This window comes from Streptomyces iranensis (assembly GCF_017874715.1).
Taxonomy (GTDB): domain Bacteria; phylum Actinomycetota; class Actinomycetes; order Streptomycetales; family Streptomycetaceae; genus Streptomyces; species Streptomyces iranensis.
Genome location: NZ_JAGGLR010000040.1, coordinates 15725 through 36550 on the forward strand (window position 1 = coordinate 15725; position 20826 = coordinate 36550).

Consider the following 20826-nt stretch of genomic DNA (forward strand, 5'->3'; position numbering starts at 1 on the left):
CGTTGACGCATTTTGGCTACAGGCGGCCCGAGCCTGTGGACAAACGGTTCTGCTCCCCCTGAGATGAAGACAGGACGTCCATGAAGGGGAGGCAGGACGATATGCCGGGCGAACAGATGGCCAATCCGGACGGCAAACCCCAGGCGCGCCCGCTGGACGACATCGACCGCGACATCCTGCGTCTGCTCCAAATGGACGGCCGCGCCTCCATACGCTCCGTGGCCGAGCAGGTGCATGTCTCCCGCGCCAACGCCTACGCCCGGATCAACCGGCTGATCGACGACGGAGTGATCCGTGGCTTCAGCGCCCGGGTGGACCAGGAGCGGGCCGGGCAGGGGGCGTCCGCCTACATCACGCTGAAGATCGTCCAGAACTCCTGGCGCACCGTGCGCGAAGAGCTCCGGCAGCTCCCCGGGGCCACCCACATCGCCCTGGTCAGCGGGGACTTCGATGTGCTGCTACTGGTGCACACCGAGGACAACCGCTCACTGCGCGAGCTGGTCCTCACCCGGATCCAGGCCATACCGGAGGTGCTGAGCACCCGGACGCTGCTGGTCTTCGAGGAGACGGACCTGGACTCGGAGCCGTAGCGGGGCGGGGCCGGGGCCGGGGCCGGGCGTACCGCCCCGCGGATGTCGCGCGTCAGGTCTGGGTGCGCAGGCCCGCGAAGGCCGTACGGATCACGGCCTCGGCCACCTCATGGGAGGTGGCGGCCCCGCCGCGACCCGGCCGGTACCACTCCACAATGGAGTTGATCATGCCGAAGAGCAGCCGGGTCGCCAGCCGGGCGTCCACGTCGGACCGCAGGTCTCCATCGGCCGCCGCCCGCTTGAGCAGCTCGGCCACCTGATGGTCGAACTCCCGGCGCCGCTCCATGGCCCACCGCTCGGTGTCCGTATTGCCCCGGACGCGCAGCAGCAGCGTGACGTAGGGCAGCTCCTCCATCAGCACCTCGGCGGTGCGCCGGGCCACGTGCTCCAGCCGCCCGATCGCCCGTCCCTCGCGCGCGGCGGGCTCCTGGAGGATGCCGAACAGCCCGTCCAGGGCGCGGCTTATGGCCAGCCGGAGCAGCTCCTCCTTGCCCTTCACATGGTGGTAGATGGAGGACTTGGAGATCCCGGCGGCCCGGGACAAGTGCTCCATGGAGGTGCCGTCGTAACCGCGCTCGTTGAACACCTCCACGGCGACCGCGAGCAGCGATTCGGGCGTGTAGGTGTCGCGCTTGGCCATGGGCATGATTAGAGCAGCTTCCCATCGGCGGCCGCACGCCGGATCAGCGCCTGGGAAGGGGCGTAGCGGCCGGTCGGACAGGTGTGGTGGAGATTGCGCAGGGTGTCGCACACCCAGCGGACGCCGAGCGCGCGCCCCCAGGCCAGCGGTCCGCGCGGGTAGTTGACGCCGGTCAGCATGGCGGTGTCGATGTCCTCGGGGCTCGCCACCCCGCGGGCGGCGGCGTCCTCGGCGAAGTCCACCAGCATCGCGACCGTGCGGGCCACGACCATGCCGGGGACGTCCTGGACCACGCTGACCTCCTTACCGAGCGCCTGGAACAGGCCGACCGCGGACCGCAGGGACTCCTCGGGGGCGGCTGTGGACGCCGCCAGGGCGACGCGGGTGGCGGTCCGGTAGTCCAGGGCCAGGTCGAAGCGGACCGACGCGGCGAAGGGGTCGTCGGTGGCGGTCGTACCGTCGGCCAGGGACAGACGGGTGCCGTCGGGCAGGGCGAGATGGGCCCCGATGGTCTCGCCGGTCACCGGGATGCCCGCGGTCCCGACCGGCTCGCGGGTCACCGGGATGCCCGCCGCCTCGATGAGGCCGACCAGCCCTTGCGCGGGTCCCAGGTCGCCGTGGAGGGCGACCTTGCCGGGCGGCTCGCACGGCTCGGCGGTGTGCGGGGCGGGCCGCCCGGCGCCCTCGGAATGGTCGTACCAGCCGTGGCCCGTCTTGCGTCCGTGCCGTCCGGAGGCGACGAGCTGCCGCTGGGCGAGGGACGGGGTGAATTTCGGGTCGTGGAACAGCGCTTCCCACACGGATCGGGTGACGGCCTCGTTCACGTCCTGGCCGATCAGGTCGGTGAGCTCGAAGGGGCCCATCCGGAAGCCGCCGGACTCGCGCAGCACGGCGTCCAGGGTGGCGGGGTCGGCTACGCGCTCCTCGTACGCCCGGAACGCCTCGGCGTAGAAGGGGCGGGCGATCCGGTTGACGATGAACCCGGGGGTGTCGGCGCAGCGCACCGGGGTCTTCCCCCAGGCCGCGACGGTCGCCTGGGCACGGTCGGCGGCGGCCTCGTCCGTGGCGGCGCCGCGCACCACCTCCACCAGCGGCATCAGCGGAGCCGGGTTGAAGAAGTGCAGACCGAGGAGGCGGCCGGGGCGGCGCAGGACGCCCGCGACGGCGGTGACGGAGAGGGAGGAGGTGTTGGTGGCGAGCAGACAGCCGTCGGAGACCACCGACTCCAGCGCGGTGAACAACTGCTGCTTGGCGTCGAGTTCCTCCAGGATCGCCTCGACCACCAGCTCCGCCCCGGCCAGGTCCGCGAGGTCGGCGACGGGGGTGAGCCGGCCGAGGGCGGTGTCACGGTCGGCGGCGGTGAGGCGCTCCTTGGCGACCAGCCGGCCGAGCCGGTCCGCGATGGCGTCGGCGGCCCGGGAGGCCCGACCGGGCGCGGCGTCGTAGAGCCGCACCGGATGGCCCGCGGCCAGCGCCACCTGGGCGATCCCCTGGCCCATCGTGCCGGTGCCGACGACGGCGACGAGGCCGACGCGGTCGGTCCCACGGTCGATCGCAGTCATGCCGCAGATCCTTTTCGACGAAGTTGTCCACAGGTTCGCCAGGCCCTCTTGTCCCGACCGATCGTTCGGTTACTCTAACCCTGTCGCCCATTCCAGCCCAGCCCCAGCTCGACGAGGAGTTGGTCAGTCGTGACCGCCGCACTCACCACCGCGCAGTTGACGCAAGAGCACCGCCCCACCCTCGACCAGGCCCTGGAGGCGATCCGTACCCGCGCCTATTGGTCCCCGCACCCCGAGCACCCGAAGGCCTACGGCGGCGAGGGCCAGGGCGGGCGCCCGAGCCTGAGCGTCGCCGAGGGCCAGGCGGCGTTCGAGGCGCTGCGCGGCAAGCGCTTCGAGCTGGACCAGCCGGGCACCGACGGCTGGACGGGCTCCGAGGTCTCTCCGTTCGGAGCGGAGATGGGCATGGAGTATCCGCATCCGGACATCGAGGTGCTCCTCCCGGCGATGCGGGCGGGGATGCCCGCCTGGCGGGATGCCGGCCCCGAGACGCGGGCCATGGTGTGCCTGGAGATCCTGGCCCGGATCGGCGCCCGGTCGCATGAGTTCGCCCAGGCCGTCATGCACACCAGCGGACAGGCGTACATGATGGCGTTCCAGGCCGGCGGCCCCCACGCCCAGGACCGCGGCCTGGAGGCGGTGGCGTACGCGTTCGCCGAGCAGACCCGCACCCCGGGCGCCGCGGACTGGTCCAAGCCGCAGGGCAAGCGCGACCCGCTGCGCCTGCGCAAGACGTTCACGGCCGTCCCGCGCGGTATCGCGCTGCTGATCGGCTGCAACACCTTCCCGACGTGGAACGGCTATCCGGGGCTCTTCGCCTCGCTCGCCACCGGCAATCCGGTGCTGGCCAAGCCGCACCCCCAGGCCGTGCTGCCGCTGGCGCTGACCGTCCAGGTGGCGCGCGAGGTGCTGAAGGAGGCGGGGTTCAGCCCCGATCTGGTGGCGCTGGCCGCCGAGCGGCCGGACGAGGGAATCGCCAAGGTCCTCGCCATCCGCCCCGAGGTCCGCGTCATCGACTACACGGGGTCCACCGCCTTCGGCGACTGGCTGGAGACCCACGCCCGCCAGGCCCAGGTCTTCACGGAGAAGGCGGGGGTCAACACGGTGGTGATCGACTCCACCGACGACTACCAGGGCATGCTCGCCAATCTGGCGTTCTCCCTGTCCCTCTACAGCGGCCAGATGTGCACCACCCCGCAGAATCTGCTGATCCCCCGCGACGGCATCACCACCGACGCCGGTCCCAAGACCTATGACGAGGTGGTGGCCGACCTGGCGGCGGCGGTGGACGGGCTGCTGGGCGACGACGCACGGGCGAGCGCGCTGCTCGGCGCGATCGTGGGCCCCCGGGTCCAGGAGCGGCTGGAGGCCGCCCCCGGCCTGGGCGCGGTCGCCCTGGCCTCCCGCACGGTGACCCACCCCGACTTCCCGGGCGCCACGGTCCGCACACCGCTGATGGTCAAGGCGGACGGCGCGCGGAAGTTCTGGGAAGGGGCGGACGCGGACGCGCCCTATCTGGCCGAGTGCTTCGGCCCGGTCTCCTTCGCCGTCGCCGTCGCCTCCACGGAGGACGCGGTCGCGCTGCTGCGCCGGACCACCCGGGACAAGGGCGCGATGACGGTCGGGGCGTACACCACCTCGCCGGAGGCGGAGCGGCTGATCGAGGAGGCGTGTCTGGAGGAGTGCGCCCAGCTGTCGCTCAATCTGACCGGCGGCGTGTATGTGAACCAGACCGCGGCCTTCTCGGACTTCCACGGCACGGGCGGCAACCCGTCGGCCAACGCCGCGCTGTGCGACGGGGCGTTCGTGGCCGGCCGCTTCCGGATGGTCGAGGTCCGCCGCCCGGCGGAGTAGCGGGCCCAGGGGCGGGGCGGCGCGGGGCGAGTCACCGCACACGCCCCGCCTGGGCACGGCCCCGGACGGGTCGGGCCTGGGCAGGGCGAGCCGGGCCCAAGCGGATCGGCGGGTGCCGGCTGCGGTTCGGTGGCGCCCTGAAGGGGTGCGGACTGAAGGGGCGCGGGCTGAAGGGGCGCGGGCTGAAGGGGCGCGGGGCTGTGCCGATGTGCGGCTCCGCCTCGTGGACGACCGGCCACGACGACGCCGCGGACGATCGACGGCAGGTCAGGGCCCTTCCAGCGGAGCGCTCAGGCCGGGCGGTCGGGGCCGCCCCAGTGGAAGAGGGCCATGGCCACGCTGGTGGCCAGGTTGTAGCTGGACACCTGTGGCCGCATGGGGAGGGCCACCAGCCTCGTGGCCCGCTTCCGCAGCTCCGGCGAGATCCCGTGCCGCTCGGAGCCGAAGGCGAGCAGCGCGTCATCGGGGATGGTCAGGGACCGGATGTCCGCCCCCTCCGGATCCAGGGCGTACAGCGGCCCCTCCGGAAGCGCGTCGCCCGGCAGCCGCTCGACCGCGGTGGCGAAATGCAGCCCGGCGCCCGAGCGCACGGCGTTCGGATGCCAGGGATCGATATCGCCGGTGGTGACCACGCCCGTGACCCCGAACCCGGCGGCGAGCCGGACCACGGCCCCGACATTCCCCAGGTTGCGGGGGTTGTCCAGGACGACCACCGGGGCCTGCCGGGGCCGCCGGGACAGCTCGTCCAGATTCGCCTGACGGCCGCGCCGGACCGCCAGGGCGGCGACCCGGGTGGGATGCACCCTGGGCACCAGATCGCGCAGGGTCCCGGCATCGACCTCCACCAGAAGGTCCGCGATCGCCTCGGTGAGGTCGTCGGCCAGATCCTCGGCGAGTTCCACGGCGGCCGCCTTGTCGCTGGTGACCGCGGCACGCACCGCCGCGCCGAACCGCAGCGCGTGCTTCAGCGCGTGGAAGCCGTCCAGCAGCACGGTGTCGGGGGCCGTCGCGCGCCAGTGCCGTACGGCCCGCGCGGACTCGTCATCGATCATCCCCTCAGCGTACGAGGGTGCCGGCCGGCGATTCCCCGTCGCTCTCCCGCGCTCGCTGCCCCGGCAGCCACACGGCGCGCGCCGCCAGCCGGTCCCGGGCCCGGCCCAGCCGCGCCTCGGCCCAGCGCAGAAAGTTCGTCGGCAGGAAGACCGAGTCCGCGGCGATCACGGCGAGCGAGAAGAAGGGCAGCCCCAGCATCACGGCGATACCGAGGTGCTCCATCATCAGCAGGACGAGCATCGCGTTCTTGGCCCGCCGGTTGAGCAGGGTGAACGGAAAGGCCACCTGGACGATGACCGTGCCGTAGGTCAGCACCATCACCAGTGTGCCGCTGGACGCCATGATGTCGGCCAGCCAGGGCCAGGGTGAGAAGTAGTCCAGATGCAGCGGGTAGTAGAGGGCGGTGCCGTCCTGCCAGCGCGAGCCCTGGATCTTGTACCAGCCGGCCGAGGCGTACAGCAGACACACCTCGGCCATGATCACCAACAGGGCGCCGTTGTGCGCCACGTTGGCGAGCGCGTCCAGGACGGTGCGCGGCTCCCCCGGCGCGTAACGCCTGACGAACCACCATCCGGCCTGGACGAGCCACAGCCCCCACAGGACGGTGGACCAGCCCAGCCCAGGCAGCGGGCCATCGGCGGTCAGGGAGAGCCGGGCCTCGGTGAACAGCTGCGCCCAGAGCAGGGCGGTCCCGGTGACAGCCCACAGCACGATTCCGGTGGTGTCGCGCGGCGGCCATTGGCGGTCCGCGCGCCGGGCCGCCCGGCGCGCGTCCAGGGACCACATCCGACCGCACCGGGTCAGCACCAGGTACATCGACATGAGATGGATGAGGTTGTCGCCGCCGTCCCCCACGAAGATGCTGCGGTTCTGCAGCGACAGCACCCCGATCATGAACAGCACGGACATGGTGCGGGTGCGCCAGCCCACCAGCAGCAGCGCGCTGGAGATGATGGCGAGGGCGTAGACGATCTCGAACCACACCGTGCTGTCGGACCACATGAGCGCGGTGAAGGCGCGGTTGCCGTCGATCAGCCGCGCGGCCATCTCCCAGTTCCACGGGCCGTCCGGCCCGTACAGCTCCCGGCGGTGGGGCCATTCGCGCAGCAGGAAGAGCAGCCAGGTGAAGGAGAAGCCGATGCGTACGACGGCGCTCTGCCGGGGGCCGAGCGCGGACGCGGTGACGCGCGTGTAGCCACGTGCCACGGCGGTCTGGAGGCGGGCGGAGGGGGTCACCGGCGCTTCGCCTCCGGGAGGTCATCGGAGGTCACGGTCCACCACGGCAGCGTGCGGTAGACCGTCTTGGTGTCGATCTTCTCGTCGCTCCAGGACGGCGGGGCCACCGGAGTGGTCGCGGAGCGCACCTGTATTCGCTCCACGGTGCCGCCGTCCTCCTCGCGGCCGAGGCGGAGCATCACGATCCGGCGGATGTACTGCTCGGAGAGGTTGCCGCGCATCCCCTGCGGCCGCTCCCGCACGTCATGCGAGCCGACGTAGAACTCCCAGCCGCGGCGCAGCTCGTTCTGCTGGGTGTGGCTGGGCAGCGGGTTGTGGTGGATGGCCGCGCCGTCCTGGGCCGAGAGGTCGCGCCAGCCGGTGGTCGCGGTGCCGCCGTCGGGGGTGCGGATCTCGGCGCGGGCCTGGACGGCGATGTTCTGCTGGAGCGGGTTGGGGGCGAAGAGCTTCCAGACCCGTTCGAACTCCGGATAGACGTAGTCGTCTATCGCCGCGCCGTGCCGCTTGGTGAGGGTGTTGGGCGGTGAGACGTTCAGGAAGGCCGCCGAGAGATGGATCGCGGCGGCGACCGCGGCCACCGCGATGGCCACCGCGATGATCAGCTGTGCGGGCAGGGAGAGCGCGGTGAGCGGTTCCGCCGCGTCGCCGTCCGGCGCCGGTTCCGCCGGTTCCGATTCCCCGGGCTCCGGTCCCGTCGGCTCCCGTTCCGCCGGTTCCGGCTCCGTGTCCGCCATACCCCGCCCCGCTCCCGATGGTCCAGGTCTTCGCGCACGCCGGTCGGCCGCGCCCCCCGTGGCCCCCACGCCCCCGGCACCGTACCGATGCGGGACCACTCGGCACAGCGTCCTCAGCGTTATCCACAGGGTTGACACCCTACGTTCCTCAGCACACCATTGAACCGAACGATCGGTCGGTCGGCTGGCCGGTCGGCGGAGACGAATGGCGGAGGGGCTTCGCATGACGACGATGGCGGCGGACGCGGGAGCGTACGAGGCGGTGTTCGACGCCGCCCTGGCCGCGGACGAGCGCATCGAGCCGCGTGACTGGATGCCCGACGAGTACCGGGCCACGCTGGTGCGGCAGATGGCCCAGCACGCCCACTCCGAGATCATCGGCATGCAGCCGGAGGCGAACTGGATCACCCGCGCCCCCTCGCTGCGGCGCAAGGCGATCCTGATGGCCAAGGTCCAGGACGAGGCGGGCCACGGCCTGTATCTCTACAGCGCGGCGGAGACCCTGGGCACCAGCCGGGACGAGCTGCTGGACAAGCTCCACAGCGGCCGCCAGAAGTACTCCTCGATCTTCAACTACCCCACGCTGACCTGGGCCGACGTCGGCGCCATCGGCTGGCTGGTGGACGGCGCCGCGATCACCAACCAGGTCCCGCTGTGCCGCTGCTCCTACGGGCCCTACGCGCGGGCCATGGTCCGCATCTGCAAGGAGGAGTCCTTCCACCAGCGCCAGGGGTATGAGCTGCTGCTGGCCCTGAGCCGGGGCACCGAGGCCCAGCACGCCATGGCGCAGGACGCGGTGGACCGCTGGTGGTGGCCGTCGCTGATGATGTTCGGCCCGCCCGACGACGCCTCGGCCCACTCCGCGCAGTCCATGGCCTGGAAGATCAAGCGCCACTCCAATGACGAGCTGCGCCAGCGCTTCGTCGACATCTGCGTTCCCCAGGCCGAATCCCTCGGCCTCACCCTCCCCGACCCCGAGCTGCGGTGGAGCGAGGAGCGGGGGCATTACGACTTCGGCCCGATCGACTGGGACGAGTTCCGCGAGGTGCTGCGGGGAAACGGGCCGTGCAACGCCCAGCGGATCACCCAGCGGCGCCGGGCCCATGAGGAAGGCGCCTGGGTGCGCGAGGCGGCCGCGGCGTACGCGGCCAAGCACGGGAAGGCACAGGCATGAGCGGCAGCCCGACCACCGAGTGGCCGCTGTGGGAGGTGTTCGTCCGCAGCAGGCGCGGACTGTCGCACACCCACGCCGGATCCCTCCACGCCCCGGACGCGGAGATGGCCCTGCGGAACGCACGGGATCTGTACACCCGCCGCTCCGAGGGCGTCTCGATCTGGGTGGTGCCGTCCGCCGAGATCACCGCCTCCTCCCCGGACGAGCGGGATCCGTTCTTCGAGCCGGCCGCCGACAAGCCCTACCGCCACCCCACCTTCTACGCGATCCCGGAAGGGGTGCGGCACCTATGACCGCGGCCCTCGCCCTGGGCGACGACGCGCTGGTGCTCTCCCACCGGCTGGGGGAGTGGGCCGGGCAGGCGCCCGTGCTGGAGGAGGAGGTCGCGCTCGCCAATATCGCCCTCGACCTGCTCGGCCAGGCCCGGGTGCTGCTCTCGCTCGCCGGCGACGAGGACGAGCTGGCGTATCTGCGCGAGGAGCGGGCGTTCCGCAACGTCCAGCTGGTAGAGCAGCCCAACGGGGACTTCGCCCGGACCATCGCCCGCCAGCTCTACTTCTCCACCTACCAGGAGCTGCTGTACGAGCGGCTGGCGCGTGGCTCCGGCCCCTTCGCCCCGCTCGCCGCCAAGGCGGTCAAGGAGGTGGCCTACCACCGCGACCACGCCGAGCACTGGACCCTGCGGCTCGGCGACGGCACGGACGAGAGCCATGAGCGGATGCGGCACGGGCTGGACGCGCTCTGGCGGTTCACCGGTGAGCTCTTCGAGCCGGTCGAGGGGTGCGAGGTGGAGTGGAGCACCCTGCACGACGCCTGGCTGACCCGGATCACCTCGGTCCTGGAGCGCGCCACCCTGACGGTGCCCGAGGGGCCGCGGCGCGGCGGCTGGGCGGCCGGCGCGGGGCGGCAGGGCATCCACAGCGAGCCGTTCGGCCGGATGCTCGCCGAGATGCAGCATCTGCACCGCAGCCACCCGGGGGCGACATGGTGACGCCCACGCCCCCCGCTGCGTCCACTCCCCCCGCGCCCGGCGCCACCCTCACCCCGCTCGAGGAGGAGTTGCTTCGGCTGGCCGGATCCGTGCCGGACCCGGAGCTGCCCATGGTGTCCCTGGCCGAGCTGGGGGTGATGCGCGGGCTGCGGCTGCTGGGGCCGGGCCGGGTCGAGGTCGAGCTGACCCCCACCTACACCGGCTGCCCGGCGCTGGAGTCGATGGCCACCGATATCGAGCGGTTGCTCCATGACCATGGCGTGCCCGAGGTCGCCGTGCGCACGGTCCTCTCCCCGCCCTGGACCACGGACGCGATCAGCGCCGAGGGCCGCCGCAAGCTGGCGGAGTCCGGCATAGCGCCGCCCGCACCGCTCGACGCGACGGCGGGCGGTCCGGTTCCGGTCGCCCTGGCGGTGCGCTGTCCGCACTGCGGCTCGACCGAGACCGAGCTGCTCAGCCGCTTCTCCTCCACCGCCTGCAAGGCGCTGCGCCGCTGCGCGGCCTGCGGCGAACCGTTCGACCACTTCAAGGAGTTGTGATGGCCGCGGAGGCGGTGAAGCGGGTCACGTCCCGCCACGGCGCGTTCCACCCGCTGCGGGTGGCCGCGGTCGACCGGCTCACCGATGACGCGGTGGCGGTCACCCTCCTGGTGCCGCCCGCGCTGCGGGAGACGTTCCGCTTCGCGGCGGGGCAGCACATCGCGGTGCGCCGGTCCGCCGAGGGCGCGGAGATCCGCCGGACGTACTCGATCTGCACCCCGGCCCCGGGCGCGGAGGGCCCGGAGTTCCTGCGGATCGGGGTGCGGCTGGTCGAGGGCGGTGAGTTCTCGACCTATGCCCTCAAGGAGCTGGCGGTGGGCGAGGTCATGGAGGTGATGGCTCCGGCCGGCCGTTTCGCCCTGGAGCCCCGCCCCGGTCACTTCGCGGCGGTCGTCGGCGGCAGCGGAATCACCCCCGTGCTGTCCATCGCCGCCACACTGCTCAGCCGGCAGCCCGAGGCGCGTTTCTGCCTGATCCGCAGCGACCGCACCGCGGCCTCGACGATGTTCCTGGAGGAGGTCGCCGACCTCAAGGACCGCTGGCCCGACCGGTTCCAGCTGGTGTGCGCGCTCTCCCGCGAGGAGCAGCAGGCCGGGCTGGTCTCCGGGCGGCTCGACGAGGAGCGGCTGACCGGGCTGCTGCCGGCGCTGCTGCCGGTCGCCTCGGTGGACGGCTGGTTCCTGTGCGGGCCCTACGGTCTGGTGCGCGCCGCCGAGCGGGCGCTGCGGGGCCTCGGGGTCTCCCGCGACCGGGTCCACCAGGAGATCTTCCATGTGGACGCCGCCCCCGCCGAGGGCGTCCCCATAGCGGGCGCGGCCCTGGCCGCCTCGCACAGCTCGGTCACGGCGACCCTGGACGGCCGCTCGGGCACCTGGCCGGTCCAGGACGGGGAGCCGCTGCTGGAGACCGTGCTGCGCAATCGGTCCGACGCGCCGTACGCGTGCAAGGGCGGGGTCTGCGGCACCTGCCGGGCCTTCCTGGTCTCCGGCCAGGTGCGGATGGACCGGAACTTCGCGCTGGAGCCCGACGAGCTGGAGGCGGGCTATGTGCTGGCCTGTCAGTCCCACCCGGTGGGCGAGCGGGTGGAGCTGGACTTCGACCGCTGACGGGCCCGGCGCGGCACCGGCGTTCCCTTCTTGTAGAACCTGTTCTATCTTGACGGGCCGTCAGACATAGCCGCGGCGCGGGAGGTACGGACAGTGGACTTCACCTTCACCGAGGAGCAGCAGGCGGCCGTCGAGGCGGCGAAGGCCGTCCTCTCCTCCGTCACGCCGGACAGCGTGCCCAGCCCCGCGCTGACCGCGGGCGCCGTCGCCGACGACCTAGACCGCACGCTGTGGCGGAAGCTCGCCGAGGGCGATCTGCTGGGCCTGACCCTCGACCCCCGGCACGGCGGCTCGGGGCTGGACCCGCTCGCCCTCTGCCTGGTGCTGCGGGAATGCGGCCGGGTGCTGGCCCGGGTGCCGCTGCTGGAGTCCAGCGCCGCCGCACTGGCCGTGCAGCGCTACGGCGGGGACGAGCTGTGTGCCGATGTGCTGCCCCGGGCCGCCCGCGGCGAGCTGGTCCTCACCGCGGCCTCCAGCGGCCGCACCGGCCATGGCCCGGCCGAACTCGCCGTCCAGGCACGGCGGAACGGCGAGGGCTGGGTGCTGGACGGCGCCCAGACCGCGGTCCCCTGGGCCCATGGCGCCGATCGCGTGCTGATCCCGGCCCACACCGGTGAGGGCGGTACGGTCCTCGCCCTGGTCCCCCGCGACCATGAGGGCGTCGCCCTCGAGGAGCAGATCTCCACCAGCGGTGAGCGACAGGCCGAGGTCCGGCTGGACGGGGTGCGGCTCGCCGACCGCGAAGTGCTGACCGCGGACGGCGCCTGGGAGTGGCTGCGCGATCTCCTCACCACCGGCACCTGCGCCCTCGCCCTGGGCATCGGCTCGGCGGTGCTGGACCTCACCAGCTCGTATGTGAGCAAGCGCGAGCAGTTCGGCTTCCCGCTCGCCACCTTCCAGGCGGTCGCCGTGCAGACCGCCGACCGCTATATCGATCTGCGGGCCATGGAGGCCACACTGTGGCAGGCGGCCTGGCGGCTGTCCCTGGACGAGGAGCGGCCCACGGTGAGCGGGCCGCTGCCCATCACGGGGGACGTCGCCGTGGCCAAGATCTGGGCCGCCGAGGGCGTGCGCCGCGTCGTCCAGACCGCCCAGCATCTGCACGGCGGCTTCGGCGCGGTCACCGACTACCCCCTGCACCGCTATCACGCCTGGGGCAAGCAGCTGGAGCTCTCGCTGGGGTCCGCCGCCGCCCATGAGGAGGCACTGGGCGAACTCCTCGCCGCCCACCCCCTCGGCTGATCGCCCGCCGCTCGGCCGGCCGCCCAGCCCTCGGCCGAGCGGCGCGCCCCGCCGATCAGCAGGGAAAGATCAGCGGGGAAGATCAGTAGGGAATCTTCTAGAGCACAAAGGCCCCTTCGGCGGTGCCGTCGGGGCCGCTCACCATCGGACGGCCCGCCGCGTCCCAGGCGAGCATCCCGCCGTCCACATTCACCGCGTCCAGCCCCTGCGCGACCAGATACTGCGTCACCTGCGCGGAGCGGCCGCCGACCCGGCACATCACATGCACCCGGTGTTCCTCGCCGGCCGCCGCGGTCAGCTCGTCGAACCGCGCCACGACCTGGCCCATCGGGATGTGCAGCGCGCCCTCGACATGCCCGGCCGCCCACTCGTCGTCCTCCCGGACGTCCAGCAGAAGGCCATCGGCCGGTACCGCCGCCGCCTCCACCTGAGGAAGCTGGGCAAAATGCATCGAACACACCTCTCACACGACATCGGCAGCTGCGGCAAACCTACTACCGCTACCGCGCCAGCTCCGCGAGCCGGGCCTCCTTCTCCGAGGCCTGGGCCAACAGCTGCTCGGCGATCTCGTCCAGCAGCGCATCGGGGTCCTCGGGCGCCATCTTGATCATCGCACCGATCGCGCTCGACTCCAGCTCCGCGGCGACCGCGGCCAGCATCTCCTTGCGCTCGGCCAGCCACTCCAGCCGGGCGTACAGCTCCTCGCTGCGGCTCGCCCGCCGCTCCGGCGGCGGCGGACCGGCCTCCCACTCCTCGGCCAGCGCCCGCAGCGCCTCCTCGTCCCCGGCCGCGTACGCCGCGTTGACCCGCACGATGAAGGCACCGCGCCGCTCCCGCTCGGCCTCCTCCTCGGCCAGATCCGGATGGGCCTTACGGGCCAGCTCCCGGTAGATCCGGCGGGCCTCCTCGCTCGGCCGTACCCGCGGCGGCGGCTGCACGGGCCGCTCGGTGAGCATCGCCGCCGCCTCCGGCGAGAGCCCCTCCGAGTCCATCCAGCCGTGGAACAGCTCCTCCACGCCCGGCATCGGCTGCACCAGCCCCCGGGCCTCACGGGCCTTGCGGAGGTCCTCCGGATCGCCGGTACGGGCCGCGAGCGCCTCGGCGATCAGCGCGTCCAACTCGTCGAGGCGCGAGTACATCGGCCCGAGCCGCTGGTGGTGCAACCGGGAGAAGTTCTCCACCTCCACCCGGAAGGTCTCCACCGCTATCTCGAACTCGATCAGCGCCTGCTCGGCCGCGCGCACCGCCCGCTCCAGCCGCTCGGCGGCCTGAGTCTCCTCCTGCGACCGGTCGTGCGACTCCGCCTGGGGCTCCGCGTCCGACATCGACTGCCGTGCCTGCTGCTGCGCTTCCGGATTCGTCACCCGCTCAGACTACGTCCGGCGCTGATCGGCGACGGAGGTCACACCCCCACCCGCGCCTCACACCCCCATCTCGGCCGCTATCCGTCCATTGCGCACCGCCATGACCAGTGCGGAGTGATCCGCTTCCGTGCGATCCGCGTATGCCACCGCGAAGGCGGCCACCGCCTCGTCCAGCTCCTCCCCCTTGCCGCAGTAACCGGCCAGCATCCGGGGGTCCGCGCTGTGGGAGTGCGCCCGAGCCAGCAGGGCACCGGTCATCCGCCCGTAGTCGTCCATCTGGTCCGCGGCCAGGGCCGCCGGGTCCACGCTTCCCTTGCGATTGCGGAACTGCCGCACCTGGTAATGCCGCCCCCGCACCGTGGTCCACCCCAGCAGGATGTCGCTGACCACCTGCATCCGCTTCTGGCCGAGCACCACCCGCCGCCCCTCGTGTGTGACATCCGGCACCTCGAAGCCGGCCTTCGCCAGATGCGGCAGCAGCGCGGAGGGGCGCGCCTCCTTCACCTGGAGCACCAGCGGCTCGCCCCGGTGGTCGAGCAGCAGCACCACATAGGAGCGGGTGCCCACACTGCCCGTGCCGACGACCCGGAACGCCACATCGTGCACCTCGTACCGCGAGAGCAGCGGCAGCCGGTCCTCCGGCAGCGTGCCCAGATACCCGGCGAGCGACGAGGCCACCGCCGCCGCCTCCTCGTCCGGCACCCTCCGCAGCACCGGCGGCGCGTCCACGAAGCGCCTGGCCTCCGGCCGGCCGGATGACCCCTCCTCGCCCGGCACGGGCTCGGTGGACCGGGCGGCGTACCGCGCGCTGGTGTTCCGCCGGGCCTTCTCGGAGATCCGCTCCAGCGTGCCCACCAGGTCCTTGGCGTCCGTGTGGGAGACCAGCTCCTCGTCCGCGATCGCGTTCCACGCCTCCGTCGACGGGAGCTTGGCCAGCAGCCGCACCGTGCGCCGATAGGCGCCCACCGCGTCCCGGGCGGCCGCCCGGCAGGTGTCCTCGTCGGCGCCCGCCTCCCGGCCGGCCAGCACCAGCGAGACCGCGAGCCGTTTCACATCCCACTCCCACGGACCGTGGACGGTCTCGTCGAAGTCATTGAGGTCGATGGTCAAGCCACCGCGCGCATCCCCGTAGATCCCGAAGTTGGCGGCATGGGCATCGCCACACAGCTGGGCCCCGATACCCGTCACCGGCGTGGTCGTGAGGTCGTGCGCCATCAGCCCGGCGGCCCCGCGCAGAAAGGAGAAGGGGTTCGCGGCCATCCGCCCGACCCGGATCGGGGTGAGCTCCGGCAGCCGCCCGGCGTTGGACCGCTCGACCGCCGCCACCGGATCCGGCCGCCCGGTGCCCCTCGGCGGCTCGGCATGCGCCGAGCGCGGCACGCTCTTGCGCAGCGCCTTGCCCTGCTGCCGGGGAGAGGGGCCCTCACCGTGCCACACGGCGAAGCCCGGAACCGACGGCAGCCGCCGGGCCGCCCCGCCCGCTCCACCCCCGCCGCTCGGCCCCCGCTCGCCGCCGCCGTCACCCCGGCCGCTCGCTCCGGCTCGGCCGCCCTCGCCGCTTCCGTCGCCCTCAACGCTCCGGTCGTCCGTCATCGCGCCCCCGCCCTTCTCGCACACGACATCGACTGAATCGACTGAGCCGACCGTACCCCCTGTCGCCCCACCCCGTCAGAGCCTGTGGAAAACCTTGACGATCATGGCGAAACCCCAGATCAGAAGGCGGGCCCCAGACCGGAAGGCGGGCCCCAGACCGCAGGCCGGGCCCAGACCGGAAGCCGGCCCAGACCGGAAGCGAACGCCCGGTCAGAATCCGGGCCCGATTCAGAACGTGATCCGGCTCAGCCCCGGAACTGCTCCGGGCAGTCCTCGCCGCCCGAGGGCAGGTGGTTCTCCGCCCACCGCGACAGCTCCTTCAGCGCGGGCTCCAGCGCGTTCCCCGCGTCCGTCAGCCGGTAGGCCACCCGCAGCGGCGGCCCGGCGTCGACCTCCCGCACCACCAGGCCCGCCGTGGTGAGCTCGGTGAGCCGGTCCGACAGCATCCGTTCGCTGATCCCTGGAATGGCCCGCCGCAGGTCGGCGAAGTACGCCCCCTGCTCCGTCAGCACGGCCACGATCAACCCCGTCCATCGCTTGCCGAACAGCTCGAAGAACCGCGTCATCTCGCCGTCGACCTGCTTGCAGGCCTGCTCGTTGTGGTCCCCACGATCCTTCGCCATGGAATACAGACTACTGCGTTCTGGTTCGGGACTACGAAAAAGTAAGCTACTGTGCCTTCTGTAGGTACGTAGGTATTACTGGCTCCTTCCCGAGCCTTGTCATTGGAGGCATCCATGCCGACTCTTCTGCACCTCGACACCTCCGTCTTCCCCGGCGAAGCCTCCGCTTCCCGCTCGGTCACGGCCACCTTCCGCAAGGAATGGGAAGCCCAGCACCCGAACGGCACGGTGATCTATCGCGACCTGGCCGCCGAGCCGCTGCCGCACCTGGACGGCCTCGCGGCCGCCGCCGGTTTCGCCGCTCCCGACCAGCGCTCCCCCGAGCAGCACACCGCCTTCGCCCTGCGGGAGACCCTTGCGGGCGAGCTCGAGCAGGCCGATGTGGTCCTGATCGGCGCCCCCATGTACAACTTCACGATTCCCTCCACCCTCAAGGCGTGGCTGGACCACGTGATCATCATGGGCCGCACCGCGGGCGCCGAGCAGACCACCACCTCGGGCACCCCGACGATCGTCGTCGCCAGCCGTGGCGGCGGTTACGGCCCGGGTACCCCGCGGGAGAGCTTCGAGTTCGTGACGAACTACCTCGGGAAGGCCCTGGGCGACGGCCTCGGCCTCGATGTCACCTTCGTTGTGCCGGAACTCACGTTGGCCCGCAGCAATCCGGCCATGGCCGACCTGGTCGAGCTCTCGGACGCCTCCAAGGCGAAGGCCCACGAGGACGTCGCGGCCAAGGCCAAGGAGCTCGCCACGCGCTTCGCCGCCGCCTGATCCGGCCGATCAGCCCGACCCGCCTGATCCGGTCCCACCGGACATCCGGTCCCACCGGACATCAGACCGCAGGGGCCTCCTCTTCCCGGGAGGCCCCTGCCACTTGCCCGGGAGGCCCTGCCGCTCGGACACCCGGGAGGCCGTCCGGGAGACCCCGGAGGCCCCCGCCGCGAACGCGAAGCCGCCCCGCACGCGCGAAGCCGCCACAAACGCGAAGCGGGCCCCTCCGAGCGACTTTCGTCACTCCGGAGAGACCCGCTCCGACTGGTGCGCGAGGGGGGAGTTGAACCCCCACGCCCTTTCGGGCACTGGAACCTGAATCCAGCGCGTCTGCCTATTCCGCCACCCGCGCATGGGTGCTGCCGTCCGGCCACTCTCCCCGCTCCCCGGCCCGATCTTCTTGATCCATCCGGTTCGTGTGGAGCGCCTTTCGACATCCAGAACATTAGCACGCCCCTCGGGGTGCAATCACACCCGTTACCGAGGCCCCCGCCCCCACCCGTCCGTAGAGCGTCACGGTTGCGGGACACTGTCGTCAGGGCACCTCTACGATCCCTGTGAGAGGTGACACTGCTCCACAGGGCCAGGAAGGGGAACCACCCGATTTCCCTACGCGTGGATACGATCAGTAAGCAGTACCAGGACGACCCAGAGCACGACTGAGGAAGGAGGTGCCCGGTGGGAGTACTGAAACGCTTCGAGCAGCGTCTCGAGGGCCTCGTGAACGGCACCTTCGCCAAGGTGTTCAAGTCCGAGGTCCAGCCGGTGGAGATCGCCGGCGCGCTCCAGCGCGAGTGCGACAACAACGCCACGATCTGGAACCGCGACCGGACGGTCGTCCCCAACGACTTCATCGTCGAGCTGAGCGCGCCCGACTACGAGCGGCTCAGCCCGTATTCCGGGCAGCTCGGCGACGAGCTGGCCGGTATGGTCCGCGACTACGCCAAGCAGCAGCGATACACCTTCATGGGCGCCATCAAGGTGCATCTGCAGAAGGCCGAGGACCTCGACACCGGCCTGTACCGGGTGCGCAGCCGGACCCTGGCCTCCAGCGAGTCCCAGAGCCCGGAGCAGGCGCCGGGCCGCGCCGGTGCCGGAGCCGGAGCGGCCCCGCAGCAGCGCCCCGGCGGTTACGGCTACCCCGCCCAGCCCGCCGGTGCCCCGCCGATGCCGTCCGCGCCCCCCGGCGCCCGTCCGGCGCCCCGCGGCGGCGGAGCGGCGGCCGGGGGCGGAGCCCAGCCGCAGGGTCAGACCCGCCGCTGGATCGAGATCAACGGCACCCGCCACCAGATCTCCCGGCCCACGCTCGTCCTGGGCCGCTCCACCGACGCTGACGTGCGGATCGACGATCCCGGTGTCTCCCGCAGACACTGCGAGATCCGGGTCGGAACCCCACCGACCGTCCAGGATCTCGGGTCGACGAACGGCATCGTGGTGGACGGACAGCACACCACGCGCGCTACGCTCCGCGACGGCTCGCGGATCGTCGTGGGCAGCACCACCATCGTTTACCGGCAAGCCGAAGGGTGAAGCGGGGGCAATGTCAGAGCTGACCCTCACGGTCATGCGGTTGGGTTTCCTCGCCGTACTGTGGCTGTTCGTCATCGTGGCCGTCCAGGTCATCCGCAGCGACCTGTTCGGGACCCGCGTGACCCAGCGCGGTTCGGCGCGGCGCGGCGCCCCCGACCGGCCGCAAGCGCAGCAACAGCAGCAGCAGCGGCAGCAGAGCGCGCCGCCGCCGCAGCGCCAGCAGTCCGGGGGCCGCGGCCGCCGCGGTGCCCCCACCAAGCTGGTGGTCTCCGAGGGCACGCTCACCGGGACCACGGTCGCCCTGCAGGGACAGACCATCACCCTCGGCCGTGCGCACGATTCAACAATCGTGCTGGACGACGACTACGCCTCCAGCCGGCATGCCAGGATCTACCCGGACCGTGACGGCCAGTGGATCGTCGAGGATCTCGGGTCCACCAACGGCACCTATCTCGACCGGACCCGGCTCACCACACCGACACCGATTCCGCTGGGTGCGCCGATCCGTATCGGCAAGACCGTCATCGAGCTGCGGAAGTAGTAGGACCATGACGACCGGAGGGTGGGCAGCGTGGTTGGCAAGGGGCTGTACCCGGAGCCGACGGGCGAGGTGCGCATGAGTCTGTCACTGCGTTTCGCGGCCGGATCGCACAAGGGCATGATCCGGGAGGGCAACGAGGACTCCGGCTATGCCGGTCCCCGGCTGCTCGCGATCGCCGACGGCATGGGTGGCCAGGCCGCCGGCGAGGTCGCCAGCTCCGAGGTGATCTCCACCCTCGTCCAGCTCGACGACGACGTCCCGGGCTCGGACATCCTGACGTCCCTCGGCACTGCCGTGCAGCGGGCCAATGATCAGCTGCGCGTCATGGTCGAGGAGGACCCGCAGCTGGAGGGCATGGGCACCACGCTCACCGCCCTGCTGTGGACCGGCCAGCGGCTCGGTCTGGTGCATGTCGGCGACTCTCGCGCGTATCTGCTGCGCGACGGGGTGCTCACCCAGATCACCCAGGACCACACCTGGGTGCAGCGCCTGGTCGACGAGGGCCGGATCACCGAGGAGGAGGCGGGCACCCACCCGCAGCGCTCCCTGCTGATGCGCGCGCTGGGCAGCGGCGACCACGTCGAGCCCGATCTGTCCATCCGCGAGGTCCGGGCCGGTGACCGCTATCTGATCTGCTCCGACGGCCTGTCCGGCGTCGTGAGCCACCAGACCCTCGAGGACACCCTCGCCAACTACCAGGGCCCGCACGAGACCGTGCAGGACCTGATCCAGCTCGCGCTGCGCGGCGGCGGCCCCGACAACATCACCTGCATCGTCGCCGACGTCCTGGACGTCGACGGCGCCGACACCCTCGCCGCCCAGCTCAACGACACCCCCGTGATCGTGGGCGCGGTCGCCGAGAACCAGATCCCGCTCGGGGACGGCGGCGCCGCGCACACCCCCGCGGGCCGGGCCGCCGAGCTCGGCCGGTCCGTACCGCCGCAGCAGGGCGACGCGCACGGCGGCTTCGGACCGCCCGGCAGCGGCGATCCGGCCATCGGCGGTATGCCGCAGGGCAGTTACGGCGACTACGCCGACGGCAACCTCACCAAGAAGGGCGGCCGCAAGACATGGGCCAAGCGGTCGCTCTTCATCGTGCTCGGCCTCGCCGTGATCGGTGGCGGCCTCTACGGCGGCTATCGCTGGACCCAGACGCAGTACTACGTGAGCTCCAACGGCGGCCATGTCGCGATCTACCAGGGCATCAGCCAGGATCTGGCCTGGATCAAGCTCAACAAGGTCCATGAGGACCACCCCGAGATCGAACTCAAGTACCTCCCGGCCGACCAGCGCGACCGTGTGGAGGACACCATCACGGTCAGCGGACTGGGCCAGGCCCAGGACAAGACCAAGGACCTCGCCACCCTCGCCGGCGCCTGCAAGAAGGCCGATGCCCAGGAGAAGGCCGAGGAGAGCCAGAAGGACCTCACCGGCGGCGACAAGGGCAAGGGCGACAAGTCGCCCAGCGGCGGTGGATCCAGCAGCGCCGACCCGTCCGGGAGCAGCAGCGGCAAGCCCGGGGACCAGAAGAACGAGAACCAGCTCGGGGCGCAAGCCGCCAAGGCCACCACCAAGCCCACGCCGACGACGTCTCCCACTCCGAAGCCCGGCCCCACCCTCTCGGAGGAGGAGAAGAAGTTGGTCCCGCAGTGCAGCAGCACCCAGCAGTGAAGCCGTAAGGGG

21 protein-coding genes and 1 tRNA gene are annotated in these 20826 nt (G+C 71.9%); 12 read left to right on the forward strand and 10 right to left on the reverse strand.

What is annotated here, in order from left to right:
- The first annotated feature begins 101 nt into the window (after positions 1-101).
- Positions 102-590: an Lrp/AsnC family transcriptional regulator gene (locus J2Z30_RS46430; RefSeq protein ID WP_044572499.1), complete on the forward strand. Its 489-nt coding sequence runs from the start codon at positions 102-104 to the stop codon at positions 588-590.
- Positions 591-642: 52 nt separating this feature from the next.
- Here the strand turns inward: J2Z30_RS46430 and J2Z30_RS46435 are convergent, their stop codons facing one another.
- Entirely contained in the window at positions 643-1236 is a 594-nt protein-coding gene (locus J2Z30_RS46435) for a TetR/AcrR family transcriptional regulator (RefSeq protein ID WP_044572502.1), read from the reverse strand.
- 2 nt (positions 1237-1238) lie between these two features.
- Positions 1239-2792, reverse strand: coding sequence for a 3-hydroxyacyl-CoA dehydrogenase (locus J2Z30_RS46440; protein WP_044572505.1), 1554 nt, complete (start codon positions 2790-2792; stop codon positions 1239-1241).
- Between the two features lie 129 nt (positions 2793-2921).
- On the opposite strand from J2Z30_RS46440, the gene paaN reads away from it, so the two are divergent.
- Positions 2922-4646 carry a phenylacetic acid degradation protein PaaN gene (paaN, locus tag J2Z30_RS46445; protein WP_044572506.1) on the forward strand — a complete coding sequence of 575 codons (1725 nt, stop codon included), beginning with the start codon at positions 2922-2924 and terminating at the stop codon, positions 4644-4646.
- A gap of 290 nt (positions 4647-4936) precedes the next feature.
- Here paaN and J2Z30_RS46450 read toward each other — a convergent pair whose 3' ends face one another.
- Genes J2Z30_RS46450 through J2Z30_RS46460 form a run of 3 tightly spaced genes read right to left on the reverse strand, consistent with a single transcriptional unit; the run spans position 4937 to position 7669 of the window.
- On the reverse strand, positions 4937-5698 hold the full coding sequence (locus J2Z30_RS46450) for a TrmH family RNA methyltransferase (protein WP_044572508.1): 762 nt from the start codon (positions 5696-5698) through the stop codon (positions 4937-4939).
- Positions 5699-5702: 4 nt separating this feature from the next.
- The gene (locus J2Z30_RS46455) at positions 5703-6935 is read right to left on the reverse strand and encodes an HTTM domain-containing protein (protein WP_044572510.1); all 1233 of its coding nucleotides are present in this window, start codon (positions 6933-6935) and stop codon (positions 5703-5705) included.
- Positions 6932-7669 (reverse strand): DUF5819 family protein, encoded by a 738-nt coding sequence (locus J2Z30_RS46460; protein WP_078956774.1) that lies wholly within the window; start codon positions 7667-7669, stop codon positions 6932-6934. Before J2Z30_RS46460 ends, J2Z30_RS46455 begins: the two co-directional genes overlap by 4 nt.
- Before the next feature lie 223 nt (positions 7670-7892).
- Between J2Z30_RS46460 and paaA the strand changes: the two genes are divergently transcribed.
- The 6 genes from paaA (at position 7893) to J2Z30_RS46490 (ending at position 12721) form a co-directional block, all read left to right on the forward strand.
- Positions 7893-8843: a 1,2-phenylacetyl-CoA epoxidase subunit PaaA gene (paaA, locus tag J2Z30_RS46465; protein WP_044572512.1), complete on the forward strand. Its 951-nt coding sequence runs from the start codon at positions 7893-7895 to the stop codon at positions 8841-8843.
- Positions 8840-9136 carry a 1,2-phenylacetyl-CoA epoxidase subunit PaaB gene (gene paaB / locus J2Z30_RS46470; protein WP_044572514.1) on the forward strand — a complete coding sequence of 99 codons (297 nt, stop codon included), beginning with the start codon at positions 8840-8842 and terminating at the stop codon, positions 9134-9136. The genes paaA and paaB overlap by 4 nt, the downstream gene beginning before the upstream one ends.
- Positions 9133-9834, forward strand: coding sequence for a 1,2-phenylacetyl-CoA epoxidase subunit PaaC (paaC, locus tag J2Z30_RS46475; RefSeq protein ID WP_044572516.1), 702 nt, complete (start codon positions 9133-9135; stop codon positions 9832-9834). Before paaB ends, paaC begins: the two co-directional genes overlap by 4 nt.
- Positions 9828-10373 carry a 1,2-phenylacetyl-CoA epoxidase subunit PaaD gene (gene paaD, locus J2Z30_RS46480; protein WP_044572518.1) on the forward strand — a complete coding sequence of 182 codons (546 nt, stop codon included), beginning with the start codon at positions 9828-9830 and terminating at the stop codon, positions 10371-10373. The genes paaC and paaD overlap by 7 nt, the downstream gene beginning before the upstream one ends.
- On the forward strand, positions 10373-11479 hold the full coding sequence (locus J2Z30_RS46485; RefSeq protein WP_044572519.1) for a 2Fe-2S iron-sulfur cluster-binding protein: 1107 nt from the start codon (positions 10373-10375) through the stop codon (positions 11477-11479). The genes paaD and J2Z30_RS46485 overlap by 1 nt, the downstream gene beginning before the upstream one ends.
- Before the next feature lie 93 nt (positions 11480-11572).
- Complete coding sequence (locus tag J2Z30_RS46490) at positions 11573-12721, forward strand: acyl-CoA dehydrogenase family protein (protein WP_044572521.1); 1149 nt, start codon at positions 11573-11575, stop codon at positions 12719-12721.
- Positions 12722-12818: 97 nt separating this feature from the next.
- Here the strand turns inward: J2Z30_RS46490 and J2Z30_RS46495 are convergent, their stop codons facing one another.
- From J2Z30_RS46495 to J2Z30_RS46510, 4 genes are all read right to left on the reverse strand, one after another.
- Positions 12819-13172 (reverse strand): rhodanese-like domain-containing protein, encoded by a 354-nt coding sequence (locus tag J2Z30_RS46495; protein ID WP_044572524.1) that lies wholly within the window; start codon positions 13170-13172, stop codon positions 12819-12821.
- A 49-nt stretch (positions 13173-13221) separates the two neighbouring features.
- Positions 13222-14046 carry a hypothetical protein gene (locus J2Z30_RS46500; RefSeq protein WP_044572527.1) on the reverse strand — a complete coding sequence of 275 codons (825 nt, stop codon included), beginning with the start codon at positions 14044-14046 and terminating at the stop codon, positions 13222-13224.
- A gap of 96 nt (positions 14047-14142) precedes the next feature.
- Entirely contained in the window at positions 14143-15678 is a 1536-nt protein-coding gene (locus J2Z30_RS46505; protein WP_078956775.1) for a DUF2252 domain-containing protein, read from the reverse strand.
- A 245-nt stretch (positions 15679-15923) separates the two neighbouring features.
- On the reverse strand, positions 15924-16301 hold the full coding sequence (locus J2Z30_RS46510) for a winged helix-turn-helix transcriptional regulator (protein WP_044572528.1): 378 nt from the start codon (positions 16299-16301) through the stop codon (positions 15924-15926).
- Positions 16302-16415: 114 nt separating this feature from the next.
- Between J2Z30_RS46510 and J2Z30_RS46515 the strand changes: the two genes are divergently transcribed.
- Positions 16416-17072 carry an FMN-dependent NADH-azoreductase gene (locus J2Z30_RS46515; protein WP_044572531.1) on the forward strand — a complete coding sequence of 219 codons (657 nt, stop codon included), beginning with the start codon at positions 16416-16418 and terminating at the stop codon, positions 17070-17072.
- Positions 17073-17337: 265 nt separating this feature from the next.
- Here J2Z30_RS46515 and J2Z30_RS46520 read toward each other — a convergent pair.
- Positions 17338-17424 (reverse strand) — tRNA-Leu (locus J2Z30_RS46520).
- A gap of 326 nt (positions 17425-17750) precedes the next feature.
- Between J2Z30_RS46520 and J2Z30_RS46525 the strand changes: the two genes are divergently transcribed.
- The 3 genes from J2Z30_RS46525 (at position 17751) to J2Z30_RS46535 (ending at position 20814) form a co-directional block, all read left to right on the forward strand.
- Positions 17751-18602 (forward strand): FHA domain-containing protein, encoded by an 852-nt coding sequence (locus tag J2Z30_RS46525; RefSeq protein ID WP_044572533.1) that lies wholly within the window; start codon positions 17751-17753, stop codon positions 18600-18602.
- Between the two features lie 10 nt (positions 18603-18612).
- A complete protein-coding gene (locus tag J2Z30_RS46530; RefSeq protein WP_044572536.1) occupies positions 18613-19143 on the forward strand; it encodes an FHA domain-containing protein FhaB/FipA in 531 nt (176 codons plus the stop codon).
- A gap of 75 nt (positions 19144-19218) precedes the next feature.
- Positions 19219-20814: a PP2C family protein-serine/threonine phosphatase gene (locus J2Z30_RS46535; RefSeq protein ID WP_044581677.1), complete on the forward strand. Its 1596-nt coding sequence runs from the start codon at positions 19219-19221 to the stop codon at positions 20812-20814.
- The last annotated feature ends 12 nt before the right edge of the window (positions 20815-20826 follow it).

What these genes read in the sequence shown, in the direction of transcription:
- J2Z30_RS46430 (WP_044572499.1), top strand. Translation starts at nt 102, where the DNA reads ATGCCGGGCGAACAGATGGCCAATCCGGACGGCAAACCCCAGGCGCGC.
- J2Z30_RS46435 (WP_044572502.1), bottom strand. Translation starts at nt 1,236, where the DNA reads ATGCCCATGGCCAAGCGCGACACCTACACGCCCGAATCGCTGCTCGCG.
- J2Z30_RS46440 (WP_044572505.1), bottom strand. Translation starts at nt 2,792, where the DNA reads ATGACTGCGATCGACCGTGGGACCGACCGCGTCGGCCTCGTCGCCGTC.
- J2Z30_RS46450 (WP_044572508.1), bottom strand. Translation starts at nt 5,698, where the DNA reads ATGATCGATGACGAGTCCGCGCGGGCCGTACGGCACTGGCGCGCGACG.
- J2Z30_RS46460 (WP_078956774.1), bottom strand. Translation starts at nt 7,669, where the DNA reads ATGGCGGACACGGAGCCGGAACCGGCGGAACGGGAGCCGACGGGACCG.
- paaA (WP_044572512.1), top strand. Translation starts at nt 7,893, where the DNA reads ATGACGACGATGGCGGCGGACGCGGGAGCGTACGAGGCGGTGTTCGAC.
- paaB (WP_044572514.1), top strand. Translation starts at nt 8,840, where the DNA reads ATGAGCGGCAGCCCGACCACCGAGTGGCCGCTGTGGGAGGTGTTCGTC.
- paaC (WP_044572516.1), top strand. Translation starts at nt 9,133, where the DNA reads ATGACCGCGGCCCTCGCCCTGGGCGACGACGCGCTGGTGCTCTCCCAC.
- paaD (WP_044572518.1), top strand. Translation starts at nt 9,828, where the DNA reads ATGGTGACGCCCACGCCCCCCGCTGCGTCCACTCCCCCCGCGCCCGGC.
- J2Z30_RS46485 (WP_044572519.1), top strand. Translation starts at nt 10,373, where the DNA reads ATGGCCGCGGAGGCGGTGAAGCGGGTCACGTCCCGCCACGGCGCGTTC.
- J2Z30_RS46495 (WP_044572524.1), bottom strand. Translation starts at nt 13,172, where the DNA reads ATGCATTTTGCCCAGCTTCCTCAGGTGGAGGCGGCGGCGGTACCGGCC.
- J2Z30_RS46500 (WP_044572527.1), bottom strand. Translation starts at nt 14,046, where the DNA reads ATGTCGGACGCGGAGCCCCAGGCGGAGTCGCACGACCGGTCGCAGGAG.
- J2Z30_RS46505 (WP_078956775.1), bottom strand. Translation starts at nt 15,678, where the DNA reads ATGACGGACGACCGGAGCGTTGAGGGCGACGGAAGCGGCGAGGGCGGC.
- J2Z30_RS46510 (WP_044572528.1), bottom strand. Translation starts at nt 16,301, where the DNA reads ATGGCGAAGGATCGTGGGGACCACAACGAGCAGGCCTGCAAGCAGGTC.
- J2Z30_RS46515 (WP_044572531.1), top strand. Translation starts at nt 16,416, where the DNA reads ATGCCGACTCTTCTGCACCTCGACACCTCCGTCTTCCCCGGCGAAGCC.
- J2Z30_RS46530 (WP_044572536.1), top strand. Translation starts at nt 18,613, where the DNA reads ATGTCAGAGCTGACCCTCACGGTCATGCGGTTGGGTTTCCTCGCCGTA.
- J2Z30_RS46535 (WP_044581677.1), top strand. Translation starts at nt 19,219, where the DNA reads ATGAGTCTGTCACTGCGTTTCGCGGCCGGATCGCACAAGGGCATGATC.